Annotated in this window: 25 protein-coding genes and 1 other annotated feature; of the genes, 13 read left to right on the top strand and 12 right to left on the bottom strand. The window is 47.3% G+C overall.

Going from position 1 to position 23191, the window contains the following annotated elements:
- The first annotated feature begins 62 nt into the window (after positions 1 to 62).
- From LH22_RS09430 to gndA, 12 genes are all read left to right on the top strand, one after another.
- Entirely contained in the window at positions 63 to 389 is a 327-nt protein-coding gene (locus tag LH22_RS09430; RefSeq protein WP_038645979.1) for a hypothetical protein, read from the top strand.
- Positions 390 to 391: 2 nt separating this feature from the next.
- Positions 392 to 1147: a glycosyltransferase family 2 protein gene (locus LH22_RS09435; protein ID WP_038645981.1), complete on the top strand. Its 756-nt coding sequence runs from the start codon at positions 392 to 394 to the stop codon at positions 1145 to 1147.
- Positions 1148 to 1149: 2 nt separating this feature from the next.
- Positions 1150 to 2793: a glycosyltransferase family 4 protein gene (locus tag LH22_RS09440; protein ID WP_038645984.1), complete on the top strand. Its 1644-nt coding sequence runs from the start codon at positions 1150 to 1152 to the stop codon at positions 2791 to 2793.
- Positions 2786 to 3814 (top strand): WavE lipopolysaccharide synthesis family protein, encoded by a 1029-nt coding sequence (locus LH22_RS09445; RefSeq protein ID WP_038645986.1) that lies wholly within the window; start codon positions 2786 to 2788, stop codon positions 3812 to 3814. Before LH22_RS09440 ends, LH22_RS09445 begins: the two co-directional genes overlap by 8 nt.
- Positions 3801 to 4733, top strand: a complete 933-nt coding sequence (locus tag LH22_RS09450; protein ID WP_038645988.1) for an NAD-dependent epimerase/dehydratase family protein — start codon at positions 3801 to 3803, stop codon at positions 4731 to 4733. Before LH22_RS09445 ends, LH22_RS09450 begins: the two co-directional genes overlap by 14 nt.
- 31 nt (positions 4734 to 4764) lie before the next feature.
- Positions 4765 to 5820, top strand: coding sequence for a WavE lipopolysaccharide synthesis family protein (locus LH22_RS09455; RefSeq protein WP_038645990.1), 1056 nt, complete (start codon positions 4765 to 4767; stop codon positions 5818 to 5820).
- A complete protein-coding gene (locus tag LH22_RS09460; protein WP_038645992.1) occupies positions 5820 to 6638 on the top strand; it encodes an ABC transporter permease in 819 nt (272 codons plus the stop codon). The genes LH22_RS09455 and LH22_RS09460 overlap by 1 nt, the downstream gene beginning before the upstream one ends.
- Positions 6635 to 7360, top strand: coding sequence for an ABC transporter ATP-binding protein (locus LH22_RS09465; RefSeq protein ID WP_038645994.1), 726 nt, complete (start codon positions 6635 to 6637; stop codon positions 7358 to 7360). The genes LH22_RS09460 and LH22_RS09465 overlap by 4 nt, the downstream gene beginning before the upstream one ends.
- Positions 7361 to 7372: 12 nt before the next feature.
- Entirely contained in the window at positions 7373 to 8014 is a 642-nt protein-coding gene (locus tag LH22_RS09470; protein WP_038645995.1) for a hypothetical protein, read from the top strand.
- Positions 8004 to 8639: an HAD family hydrolase gene (locus LH22_RS09475; protein ID WP_038645998.1), complete on the top strand. Its 636-nt coding sequence runs from the start codon at positions 8004 to 8006 to the stop codon at positions 8637 to 8639. The genes LH22_RS09470 and LH22_RS09475 overlap by 11 nt, the downstream gene beginning before the upstream one ends.
- A gap of 4 nt (positions 8640 to 8643) precedes the next feature.
- Positions 8644 to 9705 (top strand): nuclear transport factor 2 family protein, encoded by a 1062-nt coding sequence (locus LH22_RS09480; RefSeq protein WP_038646001.1) that lies wholly within the window; start codon positions 8644 to 8646, stop codon positions 9703 to 9705.
- A gap of 150 nt (positions 9706 to 9855) precedes the next feature.
- Positions 9856 to 11265 (top strand): NADP-dependent phosphogluconate dehydrogenase, encoded by a 1410-nt coding sequence (gene gndA, locus LH22_RS09485; protein ID WP_038646003.1) that lies wholly within the window; start codon positions 9856 to 9858, stop codon positions 11263 to 11265.
- A gap of 35 nt (positions 11266 to 11300) precedes the next feature.
- Here gndA and LH22_RS09490 read toward each other — a convergent pair whose 3' ends face one another.
- The 11 genes from LH22_RS09490 to hisL all read right to left on the bottom strand — a co-directional run bounded on the left by LH22_RS09490 (position 11301) and on the right by hisL (position 20789).
- Positions 11301 to 12416, bottom strand: coding sequence for a succinylglutamate desuccinylase/aspartoacylase family protein (locus LH22_RS09490; RefSeq protein ID WP_038646005.1), 1116 nt, complete (start codon positions 12414 to 12416; stop codon positions 11301 to 11303).
- A 170-nt stretch (positions 12417 to 12586) separates the two neighbouring features.
- Complete coding sequence (locus LH22_RS09495) at positions 12587 to 13384, bottom strand: ABC transporter substrate-binding protein (RefSeq protein WP_038646007.1); 798 nt, start codon at positions 13382 to 13384, stop codon at positions 12587 to 12589.
- Positions 13385 to 13556: 172 nt separating this feature from the next.
- Positions 13557 to 14168: a bifunctional phosphoribosyl-AMP cyclohydrolase/phosphoribosyl-ATP diphosphatase HisIE gene (hisIE, locus tag LH22_RS09500; protein WP_034824749.1), complete on the bottom strand. Its 612-nt coding sequence runs from the start codon at positions 14166 to 14168 to the stop codon at positions 13557 to 13559.
- Positions 14162 to 14938 carry an imidazole glycerol phosphate synthase subunit HisF gene (gene hisF, locus LH22_RS09505; RefSeq protein WP_034824747.1) on the bottom strand — a complete coding sequence of 259 codons (777 nt, stop codon included), beginning with the start codon at positions 14936 to 14938 and terminating at the stop codon, positions 14162 to 14164. The genes hisIE and hisF overlap by 7 nt, the downstream gene beginning before the upstream one ends.
- The gene (gene hisA / locus LH22_RS09510) at positions 14920 to 15657 is read right to left on the bottom strand and encodes a 1-(5-phosphoribosyl)-5-[(5-phosphoribosylamino)methylideneamino]imidazole-4-carboxamide isomerase (protein ID WP_038646009.1); all 738 of its coding nucleotides are present in this window, start codon (positions 15655 to 15657) and stop codon (positions 14920 to 14922) included. Before hisA ends, hisF begins: the two co-directional genes overlap by 19 nt.
- Positions 15657 to 16247, bottom strand: coding sequence for an imidazole glycerol phosphate synthase subunit HisH (hisH, locus tag LH22_RS09515; protein ID WP_034824743.1), 591 nt, complete (start codon positions 16245 to 16247; stop codon positions 15657 to 15659). The genes hisA and hisH overlap by 1 nt, the downstream gene beginning before the upstream one ends.
- Positions 16247 to 17314, bottom strand: a complete 1068-nt coding sequence (hisB, locus tag LH22_RS09520; RefSeq protein ID WP_038646011.1) for a bifunctional histidinol-phosphatase/imidazoleglycerol-phosphate dehydratase HisB — start codon at positions 17312 to 17314, stop codon at positions 16247 to 16249. The genes hisH and hisB overlap by 1 nt, the downstream gene beginning before the upstream one ends.
- The gene (gene hisC / locus LH22_RS09525) at positions 17311 to 18381 is read right to left on the bottom strand and encodes a histidinol-phosphate transaminase (protein ID WP_038646014.1); all 1071 of its coding nucleotides are present in this window, start codon (positions 18379 to 18381) and stop codon (positions 17311 to 17313) included. Before hisC ends, hisB begins: the two co-directional genes overlap by 4 nt.
- Positions 18378 to 19685 carry a histidinol dehydrogenase gene (hisD, locus tag LH22_RS09530; RefSeq protein ID WP_038646016.1) on the bottom strand — a complete coding sequence of 436 codons (1308 nt, stop codon included), beginning with the start codon at positions 19683 to 19685 and terminating at the stop codon, positions 18378 to 18380. The genes hisC and hisD overlap by 4 nt, the downstream gene beginning before the upstream one ends.
- A 4-nt stretch (positions 19686 to 19689) precedes the next feature.
- Positions 19690 to 20589 carry an ATP phosphoribosyltransferase gene (gene hisG / locus LH22_RS09535; protein ID WP_034824735.1) on the bottom strand — a complete coding sequence of 300 codons (900 nt, stop codon included), beginning with the start codon at positions 20587 to 20589 and terminating at the stop codon, positions 19690 to 19692.
- 55 nt (positions 20590 to 20644) lie between these two features.
- Positions 20645 to 20766, bottom strand: a sequence feature (His leader region).
- Complete coding sequence (gene hisL / locus LH22_RS20555) at positions 20742 to 20789, bottom strand: his operon leader peptide (RefSeq protein WP_100396937.1); 48 nt, start codon at positions 20787 to 20789, stop codon at positions 20742 to 20744. (Overlaps the previous feature by 25 nt.)
- A gap of 180 nt (positions 20790 to 20969) precedes the next feature.
- Here hisL and LH22_RS09540 point away from each other — a divergent pair, with 180 nt between their 5' ends.
- Positions 20970 to 21797, top strand: a complete 828-nt coding sequence (locus LH22_RS09540; RefSeq protein WP_038646018.1) for an SDR family oxidoreductase — start codon at positions 20970 to 20972, stop codon at positions 21795 to 21797.
- Positions 21798 to 21903: 106 nt separating this feature from the next.
- On the opposite strand, the gene LH22_RS09545 is transcribed toward LH22_RS09540, so the two are convergent.
- Positions 21904 to 23181: an NAD(P)/FAD-dependent oxidoreductase gene (locus LH22_RS09545; protein ID WP_038646021.1), complete on the bottom strand. Its 1278-nt coding sequence runs from the start codon at positions 23179 to 23181 to the stop codon at positions 21904 to 21906.
- Positions 23182 to 23191 lie beyond the last annotated feature (10 nt).

Consider the following 23191-nt stretch of genomic DNA (forward strand, 5'->3'; position numbering starts at 1 on the left):
ACTTGACTTATCACACTTAAGAAACTGCTACTTTAAAACTAGGTATTTTTAAGGTTAATCTTATGGAAATTAAAAAAGTTGACCAATTCGTGCGCGGTTGGTTTGTTGGCGGTTTTGAGCCCACGCTTTTTAAAACAACCGATGTTGAAGTGGCTGTTCAGCATTTCAAAGCGGGTGATAAAGAAGCAAGCCATTGCCACAAAATCGCTACTGAAATCACTGTGCTCGTCAGTGGTAAAGCATTAATGAATGGTAAGCTTATCAATGCTGGAGAGGTTGTGAAAATATCTCCCGGTGAGTACACGGATTTCGAAGCAATAGAAGACACTGTTACTACAGTAGTAAAAGTTCCTGGCGCATTAAATGATAAATATCTTAAGGCAGAATGAAAATGTTAAATATCGTTGTTCCTATGGCAGGTCGAGGCAGTCGGTTCGCTAAAGACGGTTATAAAGATCCTAAACCTTTGATCCCACTCAACGACAAACGTATGATCCAAGTGGTTATTAATAATCTTAAACCCATTCAGCCTCATAAGTTTATTTTCATTTGTCAGCAGGATCATATTGAAAAATATGATTTATCAAAAAAGCTCAATGAGTGGGCGCCGGGGTGTGACATTGTTGGAATTAACGGTATTACGGATGGAGCCGCATGCACTGTGATGTGTGCGAAAGATTATATTGATAACGATCAGCCGTTGATGATTGCTAATTCTGACCAGTGGATTGATATCGATATTAACGATTATTTAAAGTATATGGATGATAACAAGCTTTCAGGCCTGATTATGACTATGTCAGCAGACGATCCTAAATGGTCTTATGCTGAATTAAATAATGTCGGCAAGGTTACTCGCGTTGTTGAAAAGGAAGTGGTCTCAGAAGAAGCAACGGTAGGTATCTATAATTTCAAACATGGCGCTGACTTTTGCCGTAATGCTAATAAAATGATTGAAATTAATGAACGTACCAACGGTGAGTTTTATGTAGCACCAGTATATACATGGATGTATCGCGAAGAAGATGCAAATATTGGTATTTATAATATTGGTGCTGAAGCAGACGGGATGTATGGTTTGGGCATTCCTTCTGATTTAAAATTATTTTTATCACTGGATGTTTCGAAGAAAGCGCTGGATTTTTAAGTATGACAAATGCTAAGAAAAAAATATGCCTCATTGGTCATGAATGTGGGTATTATAAAGGTCAAGGTGGGGTTGCAACCTATATAGAACATACAGCAAAAGGATTTAGTAGGTTAGGATATGAGGTCCATACTATTTTTTTGCACGGTAGTGACCTACATGATCCTGAAATCACGTGTTGGAAAATAAAAGATAACTATAGCATTTTCAAAAATTCTAAAGCAATTGACGAAGTGCTGTCGCAAATAAAACCTGATTTTGTTGAAGTTACCGACTTTATCGGTCTAGCGAGTTACACTCTTGCAAAGCGCGCGCTTGAGGGACTGGATTATTCATGTCGTTTTATCACGAACAATCATACCGGTATCCGTGAGGTTTGGGAGTGGGGAACAGCCCTTGACTTTATGGAGTGTGCTCCGCCATGGATGATCGAAATGTACCAATATGAGAGAGCTCAATCAATACTAAGTGATGCTAATTTCTCGACTTCAAATTTCCTTTCGAATTACCTCAGTGCTTTACATGACACTAAAGTTAAAACCTGTCCATCATATTATCCGTTAGCAGAACAAACCATCCCGCCTGTCAGAGATAGTAATGGATCTTTTGAAATTCTTTCTCTGGGGCGGTTTGAGCTTCGAAAAAAGCAGGAGTTGTTGATACTTGCTGCCTGCGAATTAATGAGCGAGGGTTGTAACCTGCATGTAACGTTGATCGGTAATAGCGGTGATGATTTTTATGATCGCCGCGACTATATGGATACATGCTATGGACTTATTCCACTTGAGCTAAAAAAGAACTTTAGTTTTTATGATTTTATTCCTTATAAAGAATTACAAAAACAATATAAAAATTATGATCTGTTCGTAATTCCATCGCCATATGAAAACTTCCCAAACACTGCGTTAGAAGCGATTAATTATGGTCTGATCGTCGCCGGTAGTAAAACCAGTGGTATAGCTGATATGAGCGGGCCTGCTGCTGAAAAACTTTGTTTTGAGAAAAACTCTGTTGACTCTATCAAGCAGATGTTGACAGAGTTTAGCAATATGAGTCGGGAAGAGAAAGAAGATATAAGAAAAGTACAGCGTGAATCGCTGAAGTCTTTGGTCAGTTTTGAGAGTGCTATTGTCGCCAGAGCGAGTCAATACGAAAGTATTGAAATCAAATCAACTAATGTCCGGCCGCTTCTTGAGAAATGTCTTTTCGTTACTATGAAAGATGATGCGCGTCTTGAATATATGTTTCTGGGAGACAAGAAAATTCATATCGATAGCAATGAGGCTTATCAATTTGTTGATGCAGCAGAATATATGATTATTCTGCCATCTGATAATTTGGACGATGCTATTACGGAAAAAAATTACCTACCGGAAAAAAATGTTATTTCTGCATTTTCATATGATCATCCCTACGGAACTGTTTTGGATATAAATAAATCAAGAAAAGCTTTTTCACAATTGACCATCAATGTCGCAGATGTCTCAATCAGTAAGCATGTTAAAGCGTCAAGATTGATTGCAGAAATATTGTTCTCCTGTAAAGATGTTGTCTTCTTCAGAGAAGATTCAACAAGGGTGGAAAAGGGTATTGGCATTGATTTAATGTATGAACTTGACCTGTTGAGATATAAATATAATGGTTAAAAACGTTTTCGTGATTATTCATGGCCCTCTTGAAGAGGATTTTTTAGAGAAAAACTTGAATGCAATTCACAAACAACTAAGCAATGCGAAAGTTTTAATATCGACGTACAAAAAAGACGCAGATAAAATTCAGGGTTTGTTAAAAAAATTTAATTTTAGTGCTCGTGATAACATTCAGGTGTTAGGATGTGATGATGTTTTTAATCCGGGTTTTTTTAATATAAATCGTCAGATTAATCTGGTCAATGCAGCACTGAAAGTTGTTGACGAAAATGCTTTTGTGATTAAAGTCAGGATGGACCAGACAATCAACTTTAAGTCTTTGATGAGAATGGTTAAGACCTTTTCAACGGATGTTAAGGATAAGCTTATTACGACTAACTGTTATACACGTGCAGACCGTTGGTATCATCCATCAGATATGTTGCTAGCAGGTGATTACAAGGTATTAAGAGATTATTATCCTGAGGACTTCTTTAGAGAAACGCATATGGATAACATTCTTCTTATCAGAGAGTTAGTCAAAAATAATCATGAGAAGGATTTCTATAATTATTGGCCGGAGTCTCGCTTGTTTACTAACTTTGTTAAAAAGAGAGGCGATGTAATTTTCGAGTCCAATGAAGACAGTCTTGAAAAGCTTAAAAAATATGTTTTTGTTATAAATAGCTGGGATATTTCCCTGAAATGGAAGAAGTTTTTGAAAGGATGGATTCCTGTCCTTCCTTATACTTTTAAAATGGCTCCTTTTAAAGACGGTCCTGAAGAAGATGCTTATAACTTTAAGGCTAGTGATCTTAACGCGGTTCCATCTAAAACTAAAGAAAGTATATTTATAAGGCTCTCGAAAATCTATTTCAAAACAGGAATGTATCATTTTAATCCACTCTTCTTTAGCTACCGTACTTTTCTGCTAAGAGTTGGGCGTAAAGTATTCGATATTTCTTTAAAGTTCATCCCACCTATTTTTCATCACACACTCGTTACGATAGGTAGAAAATTATATTATGCTATCAAGTAATCTATATATCGTGGGCTGGCGAGGTTACATTGGCCAATCTTTGCTGAAGTATTTGGGCAGAACTGGTTTTAGTAAGCAGGTTGTTCTTTATAAACGTAAAAATGAAGCGAGTACACTCGTTCCCAATTGCATTAATGTCAGTATGTCACAGCACGATGATTTCATTAGGAAAATATCTCAGGATGATAATCCTGTAGTCTATTATCTTGCCAATAGTATCTCCCCGGCAGAATCACAAAGTCTGGCTCTTGAAAGTGTTAGTTCCAATCTCCTACCTTTTATAAACTTTCTTGAAGATATAAAATCTTTAGCCAGTAAGGTTACTTTTATTTTTGCTTCGTCTGGTGGAACTATTTATGGAGACACTGGCGGTGAGAAGTGTCATGAAGACCATGTTCTTTCACCGAAAACTATTTATGCTGCGAACAAACTGGCTCAGGAATCTTATCTTCAAGTTTACCATTGTAACTATGGATTAAATTATAGGGTGTTACGGATTGCTAATCCTTATGGACCCGGACAAGTTTACAAAGGCGGGCAGGGCCTTATACCAGCAATCATGGATTCCTATAAAAAGAATAACCCAGTAAAAATTTATGGAGATGGTACAGCTTCACGTGATTACATTTACATAGATGATCTTCATGACTGTTTTATTAAGTCTGCTTGTTATGAAGGCGATATGAGAATCTTCAATGTAGGTTCAGATTCGAAATATTCAATTCTGGATATTATCGATAGATTCTATCGGCATGGTATTATTGTCGAGACTATTAAAGTAAAAAGCGATATATCAGTTATTAATTCCGTATCTCTGGATATTACGCGTGCTAAACGAGAGTTTAACTGGTCACCTCAAACAAGTCTTGAAAATGGATTAAAAAAATACATTGAATGGTATGAATTAACCCCTCATTAAATCAAGGCATGAATATTAAGTAACGTGGACAATGCATCCTGAAAATCTCATCTCACCGAGTGAAGTTTCCTTCATCATTCAAGGGGGGGTTTTAAATACCTCTCGCGAATTAGATAAAGAATTTATATTCAATCTCAACTTAATATTAAAAAATTTCCCAGAATCTGAAATCATAGTGTCAACATGGAAGGCAGATGATGTCATTGAAGACAATCTAATGACTACCTATTCTGGCGTTAAATTTTTATTTAATGATGATGTAGGATCAATATCTAAGAATGTTGATGGTGTCAAGGTTGTCAGTAATGTCAATCGAATGCTAGTATCAAGCCTTAATGGTTTGAGATGTGCTACAAAAAAATATTCGATAAAAATGAGGACAGACTCATATTTTTACAATGATAATATTCTTTCATGGCTTAGCGACTACTTTCTAGAAAATAAATTCCTGTCTGTTGACAATGTTCTAAGGCAGGATGAATACGCGGTTTTTAGTCGTCACCTAATTAACTGTAACCTGTTCGCTCGTAATCCCTTCAGTCAGTTACCTTTTCTCTATCACCCTGGTGATATTTTAGTGGCTGGCTTGACACTGGATGTATTAACTTTCTTTGATATTCCTCTAGCTGACGAAAACATTTTTCTACATTGTAAAAGCATGATGAATGCATGTTATATGCGGTTTGTACCAGAGCAGTATGTTTGGGTAAAAAACCTAGAGCGTTCCGTCCAGGACTTTAAATATTCCGGTAATTTTTCAAGAAATGCTGCTGAGGTTGAACGCTCAGAGAGGTTTTACGTAAATAATTTTTTGCCTTTAGATTCTAAAAGACTGGGGTTTGTATGGCGTAAGCATAAAGAGGTATATTTCAATAAAGGCTGGTCTAGTCTCTATCAACCCTTTGATTGGATTGGTTTATACTCCAAGTACATTTGTAATAAGAATAGCTCTTATCCTTTCATCTGGTATTTAAGATTATTACAAATAACGCTGATGAAGCTTTATTTCTTTTTCAGAACTCAACTGCTTAAGTTGCCTTTTGTGCGTAAAATTGCATATCGCTTATTTGTAAAGAGGGGAAGTTAATGAAAGGTTTTATATCTACTCCGCAAAGCAGGACGACTTTTGCGGAAGTCTTAGACTCCAGAAATTTGATCAAGGAGTTTATTCGAAGAGATTTTAATGTTCGCTATAAACAGACTAGCTTAGGCGTTTTATGGGCAATTATAAATCCAGGTGTAAATATACTCCTATACTTGTTTGTGTTCGGATTACTTGTTAAAGTCCCCACGCCAGAATATAACGCGCCTTACGCTGCTGTTTTAATATCCGGAATCCTTTTCTGGAATCTATTTGCTACCAGCATGATGGCTGCAAGTGATGCCATAATAAATAACATCCATCTTTTAACAAAAGTATATTTCCCTAGGATTTCGCTATGTATAGCGAGTGTATTTGTGGCTTTCATTGATTTTGTTATAGCATTCATTGTTTTTATTCCGCTAGCAATTTTTTATGGTGTTCATTTTGATTTTTCACGCCTCCTCTTCCTTATTCCATGCATAGCTATTACTCTTATGCTCGGATGTGGTGTAGGTTGTTTTATGGCGATTTTAAAATTACGGTTTCGTGATTTACGTCATGTGCTGCCGTTAGCGACGCAGGCTCTGTTTTTCGCTTCTCCGGTAGTATACACGCTTACAATAGTGCCGAAAGAATTCCACCAATATTATTCATTTAACCCCATGACAGGTATTGTTGCTCTTTCACGTTGGGCCTTGCTTGGGGGTGATAGCATTAATATTTCTACTATATTGTATAGCTTTGTTACTGCTATTGTTTTAGTCATCTTTGGTGTGTACTACTTTATCAAAAATGATAGATTAATTGCGGATTACGAATGATTACTTTTGAATCTGTTACACGCGAATTCAGTGTTGGAAATTACCAACACAGTACTCTTAAAGAGCTTTTTTCTTTTAGCAAAAAGCGTCCTCAACCCGGGAAAATTTACCGCGCTGTAGACGACGTCTCCTTTTCTATTACGCCAGGCCAAGCAGTTGGGGTTCTGGGGCGAAATGGGGCTGGTAAGTCTACCCTGCTCAAGCTTTTGACCCGGATCATCGCACCCAGTTCTGGGAAGATAACTGTCGATGGTTCTATTTCCTGTCTGCTGGAAGTTGGTGCAGGATTTCACCATGAGCTTTCAGGTTACGAGAATATTTTTCTTAGCGGTTCTATATTAGGTATGAGTCGCAAGGAAATTGAAACAAAACTTGAAAGTATCATTGAATTTGCTGAGGTTAGAGACTTCATTTACGAGCCTGTGAAATATTATTCCTCAGGTATGTACGTCAGGCTTGCCTTTTCAATTGGTGTACATCTGGATTCCGAGATTTTGGTCATCGATGAAGCTTTAGCTGTGGGTGATGCTAATTTTCAGGCCAAATGTCTGAAAAAAATAAATGAAGTAAAAGCAAGTGGAAAAACTATTTTCTTTGTTAGCCACAACGTTAATCAGGTTGAAAACATATGTGACGCATGCCTTGTTATGGAAAAGGGACAACTTATTTATCAAGGTGAAACTACACAAGCCGTTGAAATCTATAACCAGTTAATTAAGTAAAGAAGGTTAAAAATGATAGTTATTTCTCATCGTGGCTATTGGAAGTCTTTAGAAGAAAAAAACACTGAAGCAGCTTTTATCCGATCGTTTCAGCTTGATCTCGGCACAGAAACTGACTTACGTGACTTCAATGGTGAAATCGTAATCAGTCATGATATTCCTGATGCATCGTGTATTACATTCCAACATATGCTTGAATTGTATAAAACCTACACCAGTACTAATCCCCCATTGGCATTGAACGTCAAAGCCGATGGTTTGCAAGAGAAAGTCAAAGTTATTCTTGAGAAAATGCACATTACGAATTACTTTTTTTTCGATATGGCTTTACCAGACTCGCTTGCTTATTATAAACATTCCTTAAAAGCTTTTGTAAGATACAGTGAATTCGAATGCCTAAATGCACTTTATGATATTTCTGAAGGTGTATGGTTAGATGGTTTTGAAAAAGATCTGGTTGAAGAAGAGTTAGTGCAGAAAATTCTTTCTGATGGAAAAAAAGTTTGCATTGTTTCTTCTGAACTACATAAACGAAACCACCTTGAAATGTGGGGAAAATTAGAAAAATTTAACGGTAATTTACTTTCCTCATCTGATTTAATCATTTGTACCGATTACCCTGAAGAATGTATGGAGTTTTTGAATGTCTACTAATATTAAAGCTGTTATTTTCGATATGGACGGTGTCCTTATCGATGCTAAAGACTGGCATTATGAGGCCTTGAATACTGCTCTTGATCTGTTCGGACTGACAATTTCTCGACAAGAACATTTAACAACATATGATGGTTTGCCTACTAAAGATAAGCTTATCATGCTAAGCAAAGATAAAGGTTTATCAACAAATCTTCATGGTTTCATCAATGAAATGAAGCAGCAGTACACCATGGAGATTGTTAATAACAAATGTAAACCCATGTTTCATCATGAATATGCACTTTCAATGTTGAAAAAAGATGGTTATAAAATGGCCGTCGCTTCTAACTCTATCAAACACTCAATTGAAGTTATGATGGAACGTGCACATCTCGCACAATATCTTGAGTTTTATGTCTCTAACCAAGATGTTGTGAAAGGCAAACCCGATCCTGAAATGTACAACAAAGCTATATCAATGCTGGGTTTGGAACCTGCTGACTGCGTCATTGTTGAAGATAATGAAAATGGAATTAGAGCAGCAAGAGCTAGCGGAGCACATGTATTAGAAGTTGAAACGGTTCACGATGTCAATTATGCGAACATAAAACGTTTTATCTCTTTGGTAGAGAGCGAGGTTTAATGGCATGTTAAATATTATTATTCCAATGAGTGGAGCCAGCCTTTATGAAACCAGCGCTGATTTCATCTATCCAAAAATCCTTACTGAAATTAATAATAGGACCCTGCTGGAATATTCTCAGGATATCTTTTCTACGTTAACCGAAGAGTATAAAAGTCTTTTTGTTGTCCCTGCTGATAAGCTTACTAAGCTAGCGCTGGGTAACATTATTGAACTTATCTCACCTCAAGCGGTTATCATTCCACTACAGGGTATGACAAAGGGAGCTGTTTGCAGCAGCATGATGGCTATTGACGAAATCAATCTCGATGATGAATTGATTATCGCGTCAGCTGATCACTATATCAATGATAATTTGCAACAGGTGCTTGAATATTTTAGAAGTCTGGAGGCTGATGCCGGTGTCCTCACTTTTGAATCTGTTCATCCGAAGTGGTCTTTTGTAAAAACTAACGAAGAAGGCTTAGTAGTACAGACGGCAGAAAAAAATGCGATTAGTCGCAATGCCGTTGCAGGACTTTACTATTTTAAAATTGGCTCTGATTTCATCGAAGCTGCAAAAGAGCTTATCCGAAAGGATAACGCTATCGATAATAATTTCTATCTCTCTTCATCTTTAAATGAGTTGGTACTGAAGGGTAAAAAGATAGTGATGCGTCCTCTTAGCGATTCGGTGTATCACAATTTCTATGATGCCCATGCTGTAAAAGCATTTGAATCATCACACGCTAATCCTTTACCACCCGTTAAGAAACTGACTGAAAAATATATTGCTGCTTTTAATTCTCGTTCTTTACATGAAGTAGTCGAAATGTTTGACCGTAATGCCACGCTAACCGATCCTGGGAACCATAAAGTTGGTCAGGAAAACATCCGTAGTATGTTAGTACAACTTTTTACCGATACTAAATCTCTTGAATTTAAAGCTCTTTCTGTTCTAGCTGAGCAAAACAGATCAGTTATTGAATTTGAACTCCAACTTGATGATAAGTTGCTGCGCGGTGTTGATATTATTGACTGGGATAACAAAGGTCATATTCTAAAACTTAACGCTTATTTGTATTAGTGTTCCAACGAGCATGCTTATCCCTGGAACTTCTAATGATATCTCATAGCATCATTTTCTAACTGGTTGATGCTTACCTAGGTTAACATGTTTGCCACTTTTGTTCACAAACTGCTGCGTTTGTGAAGTGACCTCAGACAGGAGTATGTAATGTCCAAGCAACAGATAGGCGTTGTAGGTATGGCAGTGATGGGCCGTAATCTGGCTCTTAACATTGAGAGCCGCGGTTACACTGTTTCTATCTTCAACCGTTCACGCGAAAAGACTGATGAAGTTATCGCTGAAAGTCAGGGCAAGAAACTTGCTCCATTTTACACCGTTGAAGAGTTCGTTGAATCGCTGGAAAAACCACGCCGTATTCTGCTGATGGTGCAGGCTGGTGAGGCAACTGATAAAACGATCGCTTCTCTGACTCCTCACCTCGACAAAGGTGACATCCTGATCGACGGCGGTAATACTTTCTACAAAGACACCATTCGTCGCAACAAAGAGCTTTCAGATCAAGGCTTTAACTTCATCGGTACTGGCGTTTCCGGCGGTGAAGAGGGCGCACTGAAAGGTCCTTCCATTATGCCTGGTGGCCAGAAAGAAGCCTATGAACTGGTTGCGCCGATTCTGGATAAAATTGCCGCACGTGCAGAAGATGGCGAAGCTTGCGTTGCTTACATCGGTCCAAACGGTGCTGGTCATTATGTGAAGATGGTGCATAACGGCATCGAATACGGTGACATGCAGCTGATCGCTGAAGCCTATGCGCTGCTGAAAGGTGCGCTGGGTCTGAACAACGAAGAACTGGCTAAAACCTTTACTGACTGGAATAACGGTGAGCTGAGCAGCTACCTGATTGACATCACTAAAGACATCTTCACCAAGAAAGATGAAGATGGTAAGTATTTGGTTGATGTGATCCTGGACGAAGCCGCTAACAAAGGTACCGGTAAATGGACTAGCCAGAGCTCACTGGATCTCGGCGAGCCGCTGTCTTTGATTACCGAATCCGTGTTTGCACGTTACCTCTCTTCACTGAAATCTCAGCGTGTTACTGCTTCTAAAGTATTGAGCGGTCCACAGGCTAAAGCCTTTACCGGTGACAAAGCTGAGTTTGTTGAGAAAGTACGTCGCGCACTGTATCTGGGCAAAATCGTTTCATATGCTCAGGGCTTCTCTCAGTTGCGTGCTGCTTCAGAAGAGAACAACTGGGATCTGCATTACGGTGAAATCGCGAAGATCTTCCGTGCTGGCTGCATCATCCGTGCTCAGTTCTTGCAGAAGATTACTGATGCTTACGCAAGCAATGCTGACATCGCAAACTTGTTGCTGGATCCATACTTCAAAAACATTGCTGACGAATATCAGCAGGCGCTGCGTGATGTTGTTTCTTACGCGATTCAGAATGGCATCCCGACTCCGACCTTCTCGGCAGCCATCGCCTATTACGACAGCTATCGTTCAGAAGTTCTGCCAGCTAACCTGATTCAGGCTCAGCGCGACTACTTTGGTGCGCATACTTACAAGCGCATTGATAAAGACGGTGTATTCCACACTGAGTGGCTCGACTAATAATTGTGAGGCTTCCTTCGGGAAGCCTCAATTTTTTACCCCACCAACAACTCTCCCTCTCTGCCCGCATTTTCCCCCGCAAGCCTTACCACCAGCATTCCCGCCGTAGCAAACTTCATGAGATTTCGCGCATACAGCACCCCACCAAACTCTGCCACCAGCGGTGTCACCTGGTCGGTAATCGGATCCACAATCTCCGCCACCACTTCACCCGGCTTGATCCACTCACCCAACTCACGGCGATTCAACAGCAATCCAGAATGCGGTGCATGGATATACTCACAACCTGCCAGCGGTGTCGCGGGATTGATCAGGGCAGGGGACTCACCTGTTTCACCCGCGATATAGCCGCCTTCAATCAACGCGTTAATAATCGCATCCGCATCCTTCTCCGCCTGTTGCGGCGACACATCCGCAACCCCACGTAACTCCAGCGTCACTGGCAACAAACCACGAGGCATCGGATACTCACCACCAAATCGCTCAGCCAGTGTCAGCCACGGTTCACAGCAGGCCTCATCAAAGGGTTCGCCACCGGATATTTGCGCCAGCAGTTGCACTTCACTGCCTAACCAACGCGCTAATGGTTCGATATCCTGCCATGCGTGCGGCGTGGTATACAGATGCGGCAATGCGTCCCAGTCGCAGTGCAGATCAATCATCAAATCTGCCTGGCTGGCCATACGCATTAGCGTGAAGCGCTGCGCATCCAGTTCGGTACGAGCAATGCGATCGCGATAGTGGCGATCAATGGCATCACGGATCAGCCGTTTGTTCTCATATTCGCTTTGCGTCAACGAACCGGCCAACTCTTCAGCCAGGGTATCGCCTAACGCCGGGAAACGGCGATTGAAATCCTGACCTGAAAGCGTATGGAATCGACCCAAATGACTGCCGTGCCAGTGTTGACCCATCGCCAGCGGATTGGCCACCGGCACCAGCGTAATTTTGGATTTGAGCTGCCCGGCAGATTCCAGCGCCAGCAGCTTGTGTTTCAGATACCACGCCACCGCCATACCCGGCAGTTCATCACCGTGCAGTGCCGCCTGAATGTAGACGCGTTGCTGGGAATCGGTACCGAAATGAAAGCTGACGATTTCGCGCTGTGTACCGAGGGAAGCACTTAGCAAGAGATGATGTTGTTGTTGCATGGCGCGGTCGATGTCCTATATCTACGGCACACTGAACGTCGTGCCTGATTAATTTTATTGACTGGAATTATAGTGCTGCTGTGAAAATGAGCGGGGATGAAGCCGCTAAATTTGCGCTCGCTCATGTTAGCAGCGCGAACAGGGCGGCCTGAAGACCGCCCCTGCATTGATTAATGCTGGATCGAGATGTCAGTGGCGAAGTACTTCTTCTGGATCTTGTCAAAAGTGCCGTTTTTCTTGATTTCAGCAAAGGCGTTATCAAGGGCTGTTTTCAGCTCTTCATCGCCTTTACGCAGACCAATCGCCGTACCTGGACCGATAATAGGGTCTTCCACGATCGGGCCAGCCAGTTCGAAATCTTTGCCTTGCGGGTGTTTCAGGAAGCCGTTAGCTGCCTGTGCTGCATCGGTGAACACCACATCCAGACGGCCAGAAATCAAATCGCTCTCCACCTGCGCCTGATCGCCGTAAGGCACCACGTTTACACCGTGTGGCTGCCATTTTGCCAGCGCATAACGTTCCTGCACGGTTCCTTGCTCAACGCCAACTGTTTTGCCTTTCAGCGATTCAGCCGTTGGCAGCAGGCCAGAGCCTTTACGCGCAATTAGCTGAGTTTTGGTGTCGTACAACGGCACGGTGAAGTCGATCTGCTTCAGGCGCTCTTCAGTGATGCCCATATCAGAAAGAATCGCGTCGAATTTACGCGCTTTCAGCGCCGGGATCATGCCATCGAACTGGCTCTCCACCCAGACGCACTTGGTTTTCATCTGCTCGCACAGTGCATTGCCAAGGTCGATATCAAAACCAACCAGCTTGCCTTGTGGTGTTTTGGATTCAAAAGGAGGGTAGGTTGGGTCTACAGCGAAACGTACCTGTTCAATCTTTGCCTGCGCGCCAAATGCGCAACCTGCCAGCGCGGCCAGCGCCAGCGTTTGACGCAGGCGGGCAGTAAAACGAGAACTTGCCATAAAAACGGTCTTCTTTTTTCGTGATGTGGAACAAAGCAGAGTACCGATCACTGTCCGCCATGGCAATTAGCAGATTATTTTCATCACGTTACCATTATGAGTAAGCATTGCTTTCTGGCGTAGGAACAACAAAGCGCACCGAAGTGCGCCTGAATATTATCTGGGAATAAAGTTACTTATGACGCGCACGCAGATTATTAATAATCGTGCTCAAATCCAGCTCCTGGTCCTGCAGCAGCACCATCAGGTGATACAGCAAGTCAGAGGCTTCGTTGGTCAGCTCATGGCGGTCATTTACTGTGGCAGCCAGTGCGGTTTCCACGCCTTCTTCACCCACTTTCTGCGCGATACGCTTGGTGCCGCTGGCATACAGTTTCGCGGTGTAAGAACTCTCAGGATCGGCGCTCTTACGTGAAGCCAGCAGCTGCTCCAGCTGATACAGGAACGCCCAATCTGGCGCAGCTGGAGAGAAGCAGCTTGATGTTCCGAGGTGGCAGGTTGGCCCAATCGGGTTTGCCAGCACCAGCAGGGTGTCGTTATCACAATCCGGCGTGATGCTCGCGACCTGCAGGAAGTGACCGGAGGTTTCCCCTTTGGTCCACAAGCGGTTTTTGGTGCGAGAGAAGAAAGTGACGTTGCCTTCCGCCAGCGTCTTTTGCAGTGCTTCCTCATTCATATAACCGTGCATCAGCACTTCGCCAGAAACGTTGTGCTGGACGATGACGGGCATCATGCCCGCGGTTTTGGCCCAATCCAGTTTGGCCAGTTGTTCTGCAGTTAACACGCGCGAATCTCCACACCGTTGTCGATCAGGAAGTTTTTCAACTCGCCGATATTAATAATTTGTTTGTGAAACACTGAAGCGGCCAGCGCACCATCGACGTTTGCCTGTTCAAAGGCTTCGAGGAAATGCGGCATGGTGCCTGCTCCGCCAGAAGCGATGAGGGGCACTTTACACACGTCTCGGACTTTCTTCAGCTGCACCAGATCGTAGCCATTACGTACGCCATCCTGGTTCATCATGTTCAGCACGATTTCGCCCGCACCCAGCTTCTGCACTTCCTGCACCCAATCCAGGGTTTCCCAGGTGGTGACACGGGTACGTGACTCATCGCCGGTATACTGGTTGACGTGATACTTGCCTGTGGCTTCATCAAACCAGGTATCAATACCCACCACGATGCACTGCACACCAAAGCGATCCGCCAGACGCGTGATCAGCGTCGGGTCAGCCAGCGCCGGGGAGTTGATGGAGATCTTATCCGCACCGAACTGCAGAATGCGCGCGGCATCCTCCTCACTCTTGATACCGCCCGCCACGCAGAACGGAATATCAATCACTTCTGCGACGCGTGACACCCAGCTTTTATCCACCACGCGGCCATCGGAAGAGGCGGTGATATCATAGAACACCAGCTCGTCAGCGCCTTCCTGCGCATAGCGCTGCGCCAGTGGCACGATATCGCCAATAATTTCGTGGTTGCGGAACTGCACGCCTTTTACCACTTGTCCGTCACGGACATCGAGACAAGGAATTATCCGTTTTGCCAGCATGCAATCGCCTCCGCTACGGTGAATTTATCTTCCAGTAAAGCACGACCGACAATCACGCCCTGTGCGCCACTGCCACGTAAGGCAGCGATGTCATCCAGCGATCCAATGCCGCCGGAACTCTGAAACGCGATGTCGGTGAAGGCATCAGACACTTCTTTATACAGCGCCACGTTGGAACCACTTAAGGTGCCATCGCGGGAGATATCGGTGCACAGCACGTGCTTCAGGCCAACCGGCTGATACCAGCCAATCACCTCTTCCAGTGTTACGCCAGCCGCTTCCTGCCAGCCACTGATCGCCACTTCTTTACGATTGTTGGCGTCAATGCGCACATCCAGTGCCAGTACAATGGCATCGGCGCCGAACTCGTTGAACCAGCTTTTCACTTCTTCTGGCTGTTTCACGGCCGTGGAGCCCACCACCACGCGGGTCGCGCCGGCTGCCAGCAAGGCCGCAACATCTTCACGATTGCGGATGCCGCCGCCGACCTGCACCGGTACATTCACGCCGCGCAGCAGGGTAGTAAGCAGAGGGATCTGGCGTTTAGCCGGATCTTTGGCGCCAGTGAGATCCACCAGGTGCAGCACTGCCGCGCCCTGACGTTCGTAATCCTGCAGGCGCGGCAGCGGATCGCTACCGTAGTCGCGCTGCTGGCCGTAGTCGCCCTGATGCAGACGCACCACTTTGCCGTCGATTAAATCTAATGCCGGGATAATCATCACATCTCCAGGAAGTTTTTCAGCAACTGCGCGCCTGCTTTGCCAGAACGCTCCGGGTGGAACTGCACGCCGAAGAAATTATCTTTCTGCAACGCAGCGGTGAACGGATGGCCGTAATCGCACTGGGCGATGGTGGCGGCGTTCACCGGCATGGCGTAGCTGTGCACAAAGTAGAAGTAGCTGCCGTCCGGGATATTACGGAACAGGTGGTTGCCAGCTTGCGAAGTGATCTGGTTCCAGCCCATGTGCGGCAAGGGCAAACCCTGAGTATCCATCAGCGAGACCGGTTCATCCACCAGACCCAGCGTGGTCACGCCGCCATTCTCATCGCTCCCGCGACCCAGCAACTGCATACCAAGACAAATGCCGAGCACCGGTTGTGTACAGGCTTTGATCAGATCGATCAGGTCACGCTCCTGCAACTGGTTCATGGCGGCTTGGGCGGTGCCCACGCCCGGCAGCAACAGCTTATCGGCGCGCAGCACCACATCCGGATCGCGGCTCACCTCGGGCGTATAGCCGAGGCGCTCAATTGCCCACTTCACCGATGACAGGTTGGCGCACCCGGTATCGAGAATCACCACGTTCATCACAGCACTCCTTTCGAACTCGGCAGGGTGTTGCCATCCACGCGAATTGCCTGGCGCAAGGTGCGGCCAAAGGCTTTGAACAGGCTTTCCACACGATGATGGTCGTTCTTACCTTTGGTTTTCAGGTGCAGGGTGCTCATCATGGCGTAGGAGAGGGAGCTGAAGAAGTGCTCAACCATCTCGGTGCTGAGATCGCCGACACGCTGGTAGCTGAACTCGGCTTTAAATTCGATGTGCGGACGACCAGAGATATCCAGTGCGCAGCGCGCCAGGCACTCGTCCATCGGCAGCACGAAGCCGAAACGGCCGATGCCTCGCTTGTCGCCCAGCGCTTTCAGCAGTGCTTCACCCAGCGCCAGACCGGTATCTTCCACGGTGTGGTGATCGTCAATATAGAGATCGCCTTTCACGTCGATGTTCATGCGGAAGCCGCCGTGTACGGCAATCTGATCCAGCATGTGGTCAAAGAAGCCGACGCCGGTGTTAATCTTGCTGCCGCCTTCGCGGCCCAGCCACACTTCCACTTTAATCTGTGTCTCTTTGGTGTTGCGTTGCACCAGCGCATGGCGGTCACGTTTGGTCAGACGTGCCTGGATCGCGTCCCAGTCAATACCTTCCGCACCGTAACGCAGGCCCTGAATGCCCATGTTTTCAGCCAGCTGGATATCGGTCAGGCGATCGCCAATCACGTAGCTGTTTGCGGTATCCAGTGCGCCTTGTGCCAGCCAGGCTTCCACCATTTTGGTTTTCGGCTTGCGGCAATCACAGTTATCTTCTGGCTTGTGCGGACAGATCAGGATGTCGCTGAAGTTCACACCCTGTGAAGTCAGGATCTGCATCATCAGGTTATGTGGGCCATCAAAATCAGCCTGTGGGAAGCTGTCGGTGCCCAGACCATCCTGATTGGTGATGATCACCAGCTGATAGCCGGCATTTTGCAGGGCCAGCAGCGCAGGGATGGCGTTCTTTTCAAACGCCAGCTTCTCCATGCGATCTACCTGAAAATCCGTTGGTGGCTCAGAGATGATGGTACCGTCGCGGTCGATAAAAAGGGTCTTCTGACTCATGCTTGCTCCACTGATAAGGCTTGCAGCGCGGCGATCAGGCGCTCGCACTCTTCACGGGTGCCGATGGAGATGCGCAGGCATCCCGCAAGGCCGGGGTTTTTGTTTTGGTCGCGCAGAATAATGCCTTGATCCCACAACGTTTTAAACACTTTTGGCGAATCAGTGAAACGCGCCAGAATATAGTTGGTTTCGCTCGGGAACACCTGCTGTACCACGCTCAACTGTGGCAGCTGCTCAAACAGCCAGGCGCGATTGGCGTTGAGTTCCGCCACGTGCTGACGCATCAGCGCAATGCCTTCTTCGCTCAGCGCCTGTCCTGCCACATCAGCAACCGGGGTCGCCAGCGGGTAAGGAGCGATCACTTTCATCAACAGGTCGATCACTGGCTTGTTGGCCAGCGTAAAGCCACAGCGCAGGCCAGCCAGCGCAAAGGCTTTTGACAGCGTGCGCAGGATCACCAGCTGTGGATATTCTTTCAACCAACCCGCGAGAGTCGCTTCCGGGCAGAACTCGATATAGGCTTCATCGGCGACCAGCAGTGCTTTACCGGCGGTCATCTCCAGCAGTTTGCGGATATCATCTTGATTGATCAGGTTGCCGGTCGGATTGTTCGGGCTGCACATATAGACCACTTTCACGCCGTCTAACTGGTCCGCAATCGCCGGCAGGTTCAGCTGCCAGTCATCCAGCGCTGCCACGGTGCGATACTCAATGCCGATGGTTTCTGCGCTGACGCTGTACATGCCGTAAGTCGGCGGACAGAACAGAATCGCATCCTTGCCCGGCTCACAGAAAGCACGCATTAACAGCTCAATGCCTTCATCAGCGCCACGGCTGACAATCACTTGCTCCGGCGATAAACCGGCATAAGCCGCATAGCGCTCAATCACAATCTTCGGCTGGCATTCCGGATAGCGGTTCAGCGTTTGCTGAGACAGCTCAAAGGGCACCGGAAGCGGGAATTCGTTGGCATTCAGCCACACATCACCGTTCCCCCCCAAACGACGCGCAGATTGATACGGCGTCAACGCGCGCACATTGGCGCGGGCTAAATCTTCAATGCTCATGCTTGCTCCTTCAGCGCGGCAACACGCAGGGTAACGGCGTTCTTGTGGGCTTCCAGCTGCTCAGCGGCGGCTAAGGTTTCAATGGTGGCCGCCAGATTGAGGAAGCCTTGCGGCGTCAGCTCTTGCACCGTCATACGCTTCTGGAAATCGGCTAATCCCAGGCTGGAGCAGGTGGCGGTATAACCGTAAGTCGGCAGCACGTGGTTGGTGCCGGAAGCGTAATCACCTGCCGATTCCGGTGACCAGTCGCCCAGGAACACGGAACCCGCGCTGGTGATGGCATCCACCAGATCGCGTGGCTGGCGTGTCTGAATAATCAGGTGCTCAGGACCGTAAAGGTTGGAAATTTCCACACACTGCGCCAGATCGCGCAGCACGATCAGACGGCTACTCTCCAGCGCCTGGCGCGCCGTGGCAGCACGTGGCAACTGCGCGAGCTGTTCTTCCACCGCCTGAGCCACGCCTTCAGCCAGTTTCAGCGAAGGGGTCAGCAAGATGACCTGTGAATCCGGGCCGTGTTCTGCTTGTGATAGCAGATCAGAAGCGACAAATGCCGGTGTGGCACCTTCATCAGCAATCACCAAAACCTCTGATGGGCCAGCAGGCATATCAATCGCGGCACCATCCAAACGCTGACTCACCTGGCGTTTAGCTTCGGTGACGTAGGCGTTGCCTGGGCCAAAGATCTTGTCAACTTTCGGCACGGTTTCAGTGCCGAAGGCCAGCGCAGCAATCGCTTGCGCGCCACCAACCTGAAACACTTCTTTCACGCCGCACAGTTGCGCGGCATAGAGAATTTCATCGGCAATCGGCGGGGGCGAACAGAGCACCACACGACCACAACCGGCGATACGTGCTGGGGTTGCCAGCATCAAAACCGTGGAGAACAGCGGGGCAGATCCGCCAGGAATATACAACCCAACCGATTGCACCGGACGGGTGATCTGCTGGCAGCGCACGCCAGGCTGCGTCTCGATATCCACCGCGGGCAGAATCTGCGCGTTATGGAAAGTTTCGATATTACCGACAGCCACTGCCATCGCCTGCTTCAGCGTATCGCTCAAGCGATCGCTGGCGGCTTGCATCTCTTCTGGCGTGACGCGCAGGTTTTCCACCTGCGCCTTGTCAAAGCGCGCGCTGAACTCGCGCAGCGCATCATCGCCTTGTTCTTTTACTTGCGTCAGCACATCGCGCACGATTTCGCTGATGCTCGCCGAAGCAGAAATTGCCGGGCGCATCAGCAGCGCTTGCTGCTGTTGTTCATCACACTGTTGCCAGTCAATCGGGGTCATGATTGTGCTCATGCTGTTACTCCAACATTTTTTCGATTGGCAGTACCAGGATGGAGCTGGCACCCAGCGCTTTCAGTTTTTCCATGGTTTCCCAGAACAGGGTTTCACTGCTCACCATGTGCATCGCCACGCGGCTCACTTCGCCTGCCAGCGGCAATACGGTTGGGCGCTCGGCACCTGGCAGCAGGGCGATCACTTCTTCCAGGCGCTCGCTTGGCGCGTGCAGCATGATGTACTTGGATTCACGTGCTTTGATGACGCCCTGAATGCGCGTCATCATTTTGTCGATCAGTTCTTGTTTCGCCGCTGGCAGTTCGCCATCGCGCTGAATCAGTACCGCTTTAGAACGGTAAATGACTTCCACTTCGCGCAGGCCGTTGGCTTCGAGGGTGGCACCGGTCGATACCAGGTCGCAAATGGCATCGGCCAGACCCGCACGTGGCGCGACTTCCACCGAACCGTTCAGCAGGCAAGACTTAAAGGAAACGCCTTGCTTATCGAGATATTTCTTCAGCAGGTGCGGATAAGAGGTGGCAATACGTGAGTTCTGCAGGCACTGCGGGCCGGTGTATTCTGCATCTACGGGCATCGCCAGCGACAGGCGGCAGCCGCCGAAATCGAGACGGCGCAGGGTGAAGTAGCGTGGATCTTCGCCTTGTGCACGGCGGTCCAGCAGCTCTTCTTCCAGCACGTTCTCACCGACGATGCCGAGATCCACCACGCCATCCATCACCAGGCCAGGGATATCGTCATCACGCACACGCAGGATATCGATAGGCATGTTCTCCGCAAACGCAATCAGACGCTGCTGCTGAAGGTTGATTTTGATGCCGCAGCGGGCCAGCAGTTCGCGTGATTCATCACTTAAACGGCCAGATTTCTGCATAGCTATGCGAATACGGGTGTTATCTAACATGTTTCCTATCCTCTTATTCAATCCTGTCTGAACTCAGTTGGGTTGCGTTCGCCCATAAAAAAAACCCCCGGAAGATGATCTTCCGGGGGCTCTCTTTGCGTTCGCACCACTGGAAGATCCTAATCGTCTCCCAGCACACATCGCCTGAAAGACTAGTCAGGATGATGGTGATGATGGTGGTTGAACTGAACGCGTGTCATAGTAAATTCCGTTGCTGAATGAGTATTCATTTGCGTGCTGATTAACCTAACGAAGATGACGGCGCTTGGCAACCCTTTTTTAACGTCAGTTCTCGGAACCTTCCGCAACAGTTTGCGCTGGTTTGCCACAATCGCTGGGACTAAGATGAAGTGTCTTAGCGCTGTAAAGCAGGAGTCGGTATGAAAAAAGTCGCGATTGTAGGTCTGGGATGGCTGGGTATGCCGCTGGCGATGGCGCTGACGGCGCGCGGCTGGCAGGTAACCGGCAGCAAAACCTCCCCCGATGGTGTGGATGCTGCGCGCCGCTGCGGTATTGAGGCATTTCAACTGGTGCTAACACCCGAGATTGAATGTGAAGCGGATGAGTTGGCCACGCTGATGGCGGTGGACGCGCTGGTGGTGACGTTGCCTGCCAGCCGCACGGTGCAGGGCGGAGAAGATTACATGCAAGCCGTGCAGAACGTGGTCGATACGGCATTAGCACACAAGGTGCCGCGCATCATTTTTACCAGCTCGTCGTCGGTGTACGGCACCGGTTCGGGCGTCATGAAAGAGAGCAGTGCGCTACAGCCAGAAAGTGTGGCGGGCAAGACGCTAGTAGAACTGGAAAACTGGTTGCATGATCTGCCCGGTACCAGCGTGGATATTGTACGACTGGCGGGTCTCGTCGGGCCAAACCGTCATCCGGGGCGCTTCCTCGCCGGGAAGGTTGGACTGGAGAATGGCGGTCATGTGGTCAATCTGGTGCATCTGGATGATGTGGTGGATGCCATTGTGCTGCTGCTGCAAACGCCGAAGGGCGGACGCGTGTATAACTTGTGTGCCTCAAAGCATCCAGCGCGTGATGATTTCTATCCGTTTGTCTCGAAGCAGTTAGGGCTGGTGGCACCAACGTTTGTTGCCGAGCCGGAGCGAGAGGCGGGGAAAGTGGTGGATGGGTCGAAGATCTGTAATGAGCTGGGGTTTGAATACAGCTACGATGATCCAATGAAAATGCCGCTGGAGTGAGGTTAGCGTTCGAGTGCCGACTTTTGCACTTTTTCCGTAGCGGCGAGGTTTATCGCGCGTTGTGCAAAACCCACGCAATAAACTTTGCCGCTACAATACGTTACGGCTAAACCCCCAACCGATCCCGTAACGCATACCACACCGCACCCATCGCCGTCAGTGGCACTTTAAATCGCCTGCCCCCCGGAAACGGTAAATGCGGTAATTTGGCAAACGCATCAAATCTTTCTGCCTGTCCGCGCAGCACCTCGGCAATCAGCCTTCCAGACAAGTGGGTACAGGTCACGCCATGTCCGCTATCCCCTTGCATAAAGAACGCATTCTTCTCGATTTGTCCAAACTGCGGCATACGTGACAGCGTCAGCAGGAAGTTGCCGCTCCAGCGATGGCTGAATTTCACCTCCTTCAGTTGCGGGAAGGTGCGCAACAGCTTGGGGCGAATCAGCGCTTCAATATCATCTGGCTCGCGTGCGCCATACACTACGCCGCCGCCGTACAGCAGTCGGTTATCGGCGGTGAGACGGAAGTAATCCAGCAGGTAATTACAATCTTCGACACAGTGATTGTTCGGCAATAAACCTAATGCCTGATCGAGGCTTAATGGCTCGGTGGTGATGATTTGCGAGCCGCACGGCATGCTTTTACGGCTCAGGCGCGGTTCAAGTTGTGAGGGGAGATAAGCATTACCGGCAAAAATCACAAAGGTGGCAGTGACTTCGCCTTTAGCGGTCTTTACCCGATGCGGCTCGCCATACTTCACTTCCAGCGCAGCAGATTGTTCATAGATACGTCCACCGTGCCGGCGAATTGCTTCCGCTTCACCCAGTGCCAGATTAAGCGGATGCAGATGCCCGCCGCGCTTATCCAGTAAGCCGCCGACGTAGCGATCGGTCGCCACTTCGCGACGAATCGCGCGCTCATCCAGCAGTTCTAATTGATGGTTGCCATAGCGCTCCCAGTTGGCTTTTTGGTTGCGCAAGTGGCCCATCTGGCGCTGATTCAACGCCGCAAAAATGCCGCCTGGACGGTAATCGCAGGCGATGGCGTAACGATCAATGCGATCGCGAATAATCTCCGCGCCCTCAAACATCATATTCCCCAGCATCTTCGCCACGTCTTTGCCGTAGCGCTGTTCGATCACGTCCACGTCGCGGCTGTAAGAATTCACCACCTGGCCGCCGTTACGACCGCTGGCTCCGAAACCAATCCTGGCCGCTTCAAGTAGCACCACGTCATAACCGGCTTCGGTCAAAAACAGCGCCGAGGAGAGGCCGGTAAATCCGCCGCCAATAATACAGACATCACACTGCACCGATTCCTGCAGTTCGGGCCACGGCTCATGCGCATTAGCCGTGGCTGAGTAATAACTTCCCACATGTTGCATCACATCCTCC

Source organism: Pantoea rwandensis (assembly GCF_000759475.1).
GTDB classification, from domain to species: domain Bacteria; phylum Pseudomonadota; class Gammaproteobacteria; order Enterobacterales; family Enterobacteriaceae; genus Pantoea; species Pantoea rwandensis_B.

Excerpts from the sequence above, each read along its gene's own strand:
- LH22_RS09430 (WP_038645979.1), top strand. The coding sequence starts at position 63 with ATGGAAATTAAAAAAGTTGACCAATTCGTGCGCGGTTGGTTTGTTGGC.
- LH22_RS09435 (WP_038645981.1), top strand. The coding sequence starts at position 392 with ATGTTAAATATCGTTGTTCCTATGGCAGGTCGAGGCAGTCGGTTCGCT.
- LH22_RS09440 (WP_038645984.1), top strand. The coding sequence starts at position 1,150 with ATGACAAATGCTAAGAAAAAAATATGCCTCATTGGTCATGAATGTGGG.
- LH22_RS09445 (WP_038645986.1), top strand. The coding sequence starts at position 2,786 with ATGGTTAAAAACGTTTTCGTGATTATTCATGGCCCTCTTGAAGAGGAT.
- LH22_RS09450 (WP_038645988.1), top strand. The coding sequence starts at position 3,801 with ATGCTATCAAGTAATCTATATATCGTGGGCTGGCGAGGTTACATTGGC.
- LH22_RS09455 (WP_038645990.1), top strand. The coding sequence starts at position 4,765 with ATGCATCCTGAAAATCTCATCTCACCGAGTGAAGTTTCCTTCATCATT.
- LH22_RS09460 (WP_038645992.1), top strand. The coding sequence starts at position 5,820 with ATGAAAGGTTTTATATCTACTCCGCAAAGCAGGACGACTTTTGCGGAA.
- LH22_RS09465 (WP_038645994.1), top strand. The coding sequence starts at position 6,635 with ATGATTACTTTTGAATCTGTTACACGCGAATTCAGTGTTGGAAATTAC.
- LH22_RS09470 (WP_038645995.1), top strand. The coding sequence starts at position 7,373 with ATGATAGTTATTTCTCATCGTGGCTATTGGAAGTCTTTAGAAGAAAAA.
- LH22_RS09475 (WP_038645998.1), top strand. The coding sequence starts at position 8,004 with ATGTCTACTAATATTAAAGCTGTTATTTTCGATATGGACGGTGTCCTT.
- LH22_RS09480 (WP_038646001.1), top strand. The coding sequence starts at position 8,644 with ATGTTAAATATTATTATTCCAATGAGTGGAGCCAGCCTTTATGAAACC.
- gndA (WP_038646003.1), top strand. The coding sequence starts at position 9,856 with ATGTCCAAGCAACAGATAGGCGTTGTAGGTATGGCAGTGATGGGCCGT.
- LH22_RS09490 (WP_038646005.1), bottom strand. The coding sequence starts at position 12,416 with ATGCAACAACAACATCATCTCTTGCTAAGTGCTTCCCTCGGTACACAG.
- LH22_RS09495 (WP_038646007.1), bottom strand. The coding sequence starts at position 13,384 with ATGGCAAGTTCTCGTTTTACTGCCCGCCTGCGTCAAACGCTGGCGCTG.
- hisF (WP_034824747.1), bottom strand. The coding sequence starts at position 14,938 with ATGCTGGCAAAACGGATAATTCCTTGTCTCGATGTCCGTGACGGACAA.
- hisA (WP_038646009.1), bottom strand. The coding sequence starts at position 15,657 with ATGATTATCCCGGCATTAGATTTAATCGACGGCAAAGTGGTGCGTCTG.
- hisH (WP_034824743.1), bottom strand. The coding sequence starts at position 16,247 with ATGAACGTGGTGATTCTCGATACCGGGTGCGCCAACCTGTCATCGGTG.
- hisB (WP_038646011.1), bottom strand. The coding sequence starts at position 17,314 with ATGAGTCAGAAGACCCTTTTTATCGACCGCGACGGTACCATCATCTCT.
- hisC (WP_038646014.1), bottom strand. The coding sequence starts at position 18,381 with ATGAGCATTGAAGATTTAGCCCGCGCCAATGTGCGCGCGTTGACGCCG.
- hisD (WP_038646016.1), bottom strand. The coding sequence starts at position 19,685 with ATGAGCACAATCATGACCCCGATTGACTGGCAACAGTGTGATGAACAA.
- hisG (WP_034824735.1), bottom strand. The coding sequence starts at position 20,589 with ATGTTAGATAACACCCGTATTCGCATAGCTATGCAGAAATCTGGCCGT.
- LH22_RS09540 (WP_038646018.1), top strand. The coding sequence starts at position 20,970 with ATGAAAAAAGTCGCGATTGTAGGTCTGGGATGGCTGGGTATGCCGCTG.
- LH22_RS09545 (WP_038646021.1), bottom strand. The coding sequence starts at position 23,181 with ATGCAACATGTGGGAAGTTATTACTCAGCCACGGCTAATGCGCATGAG.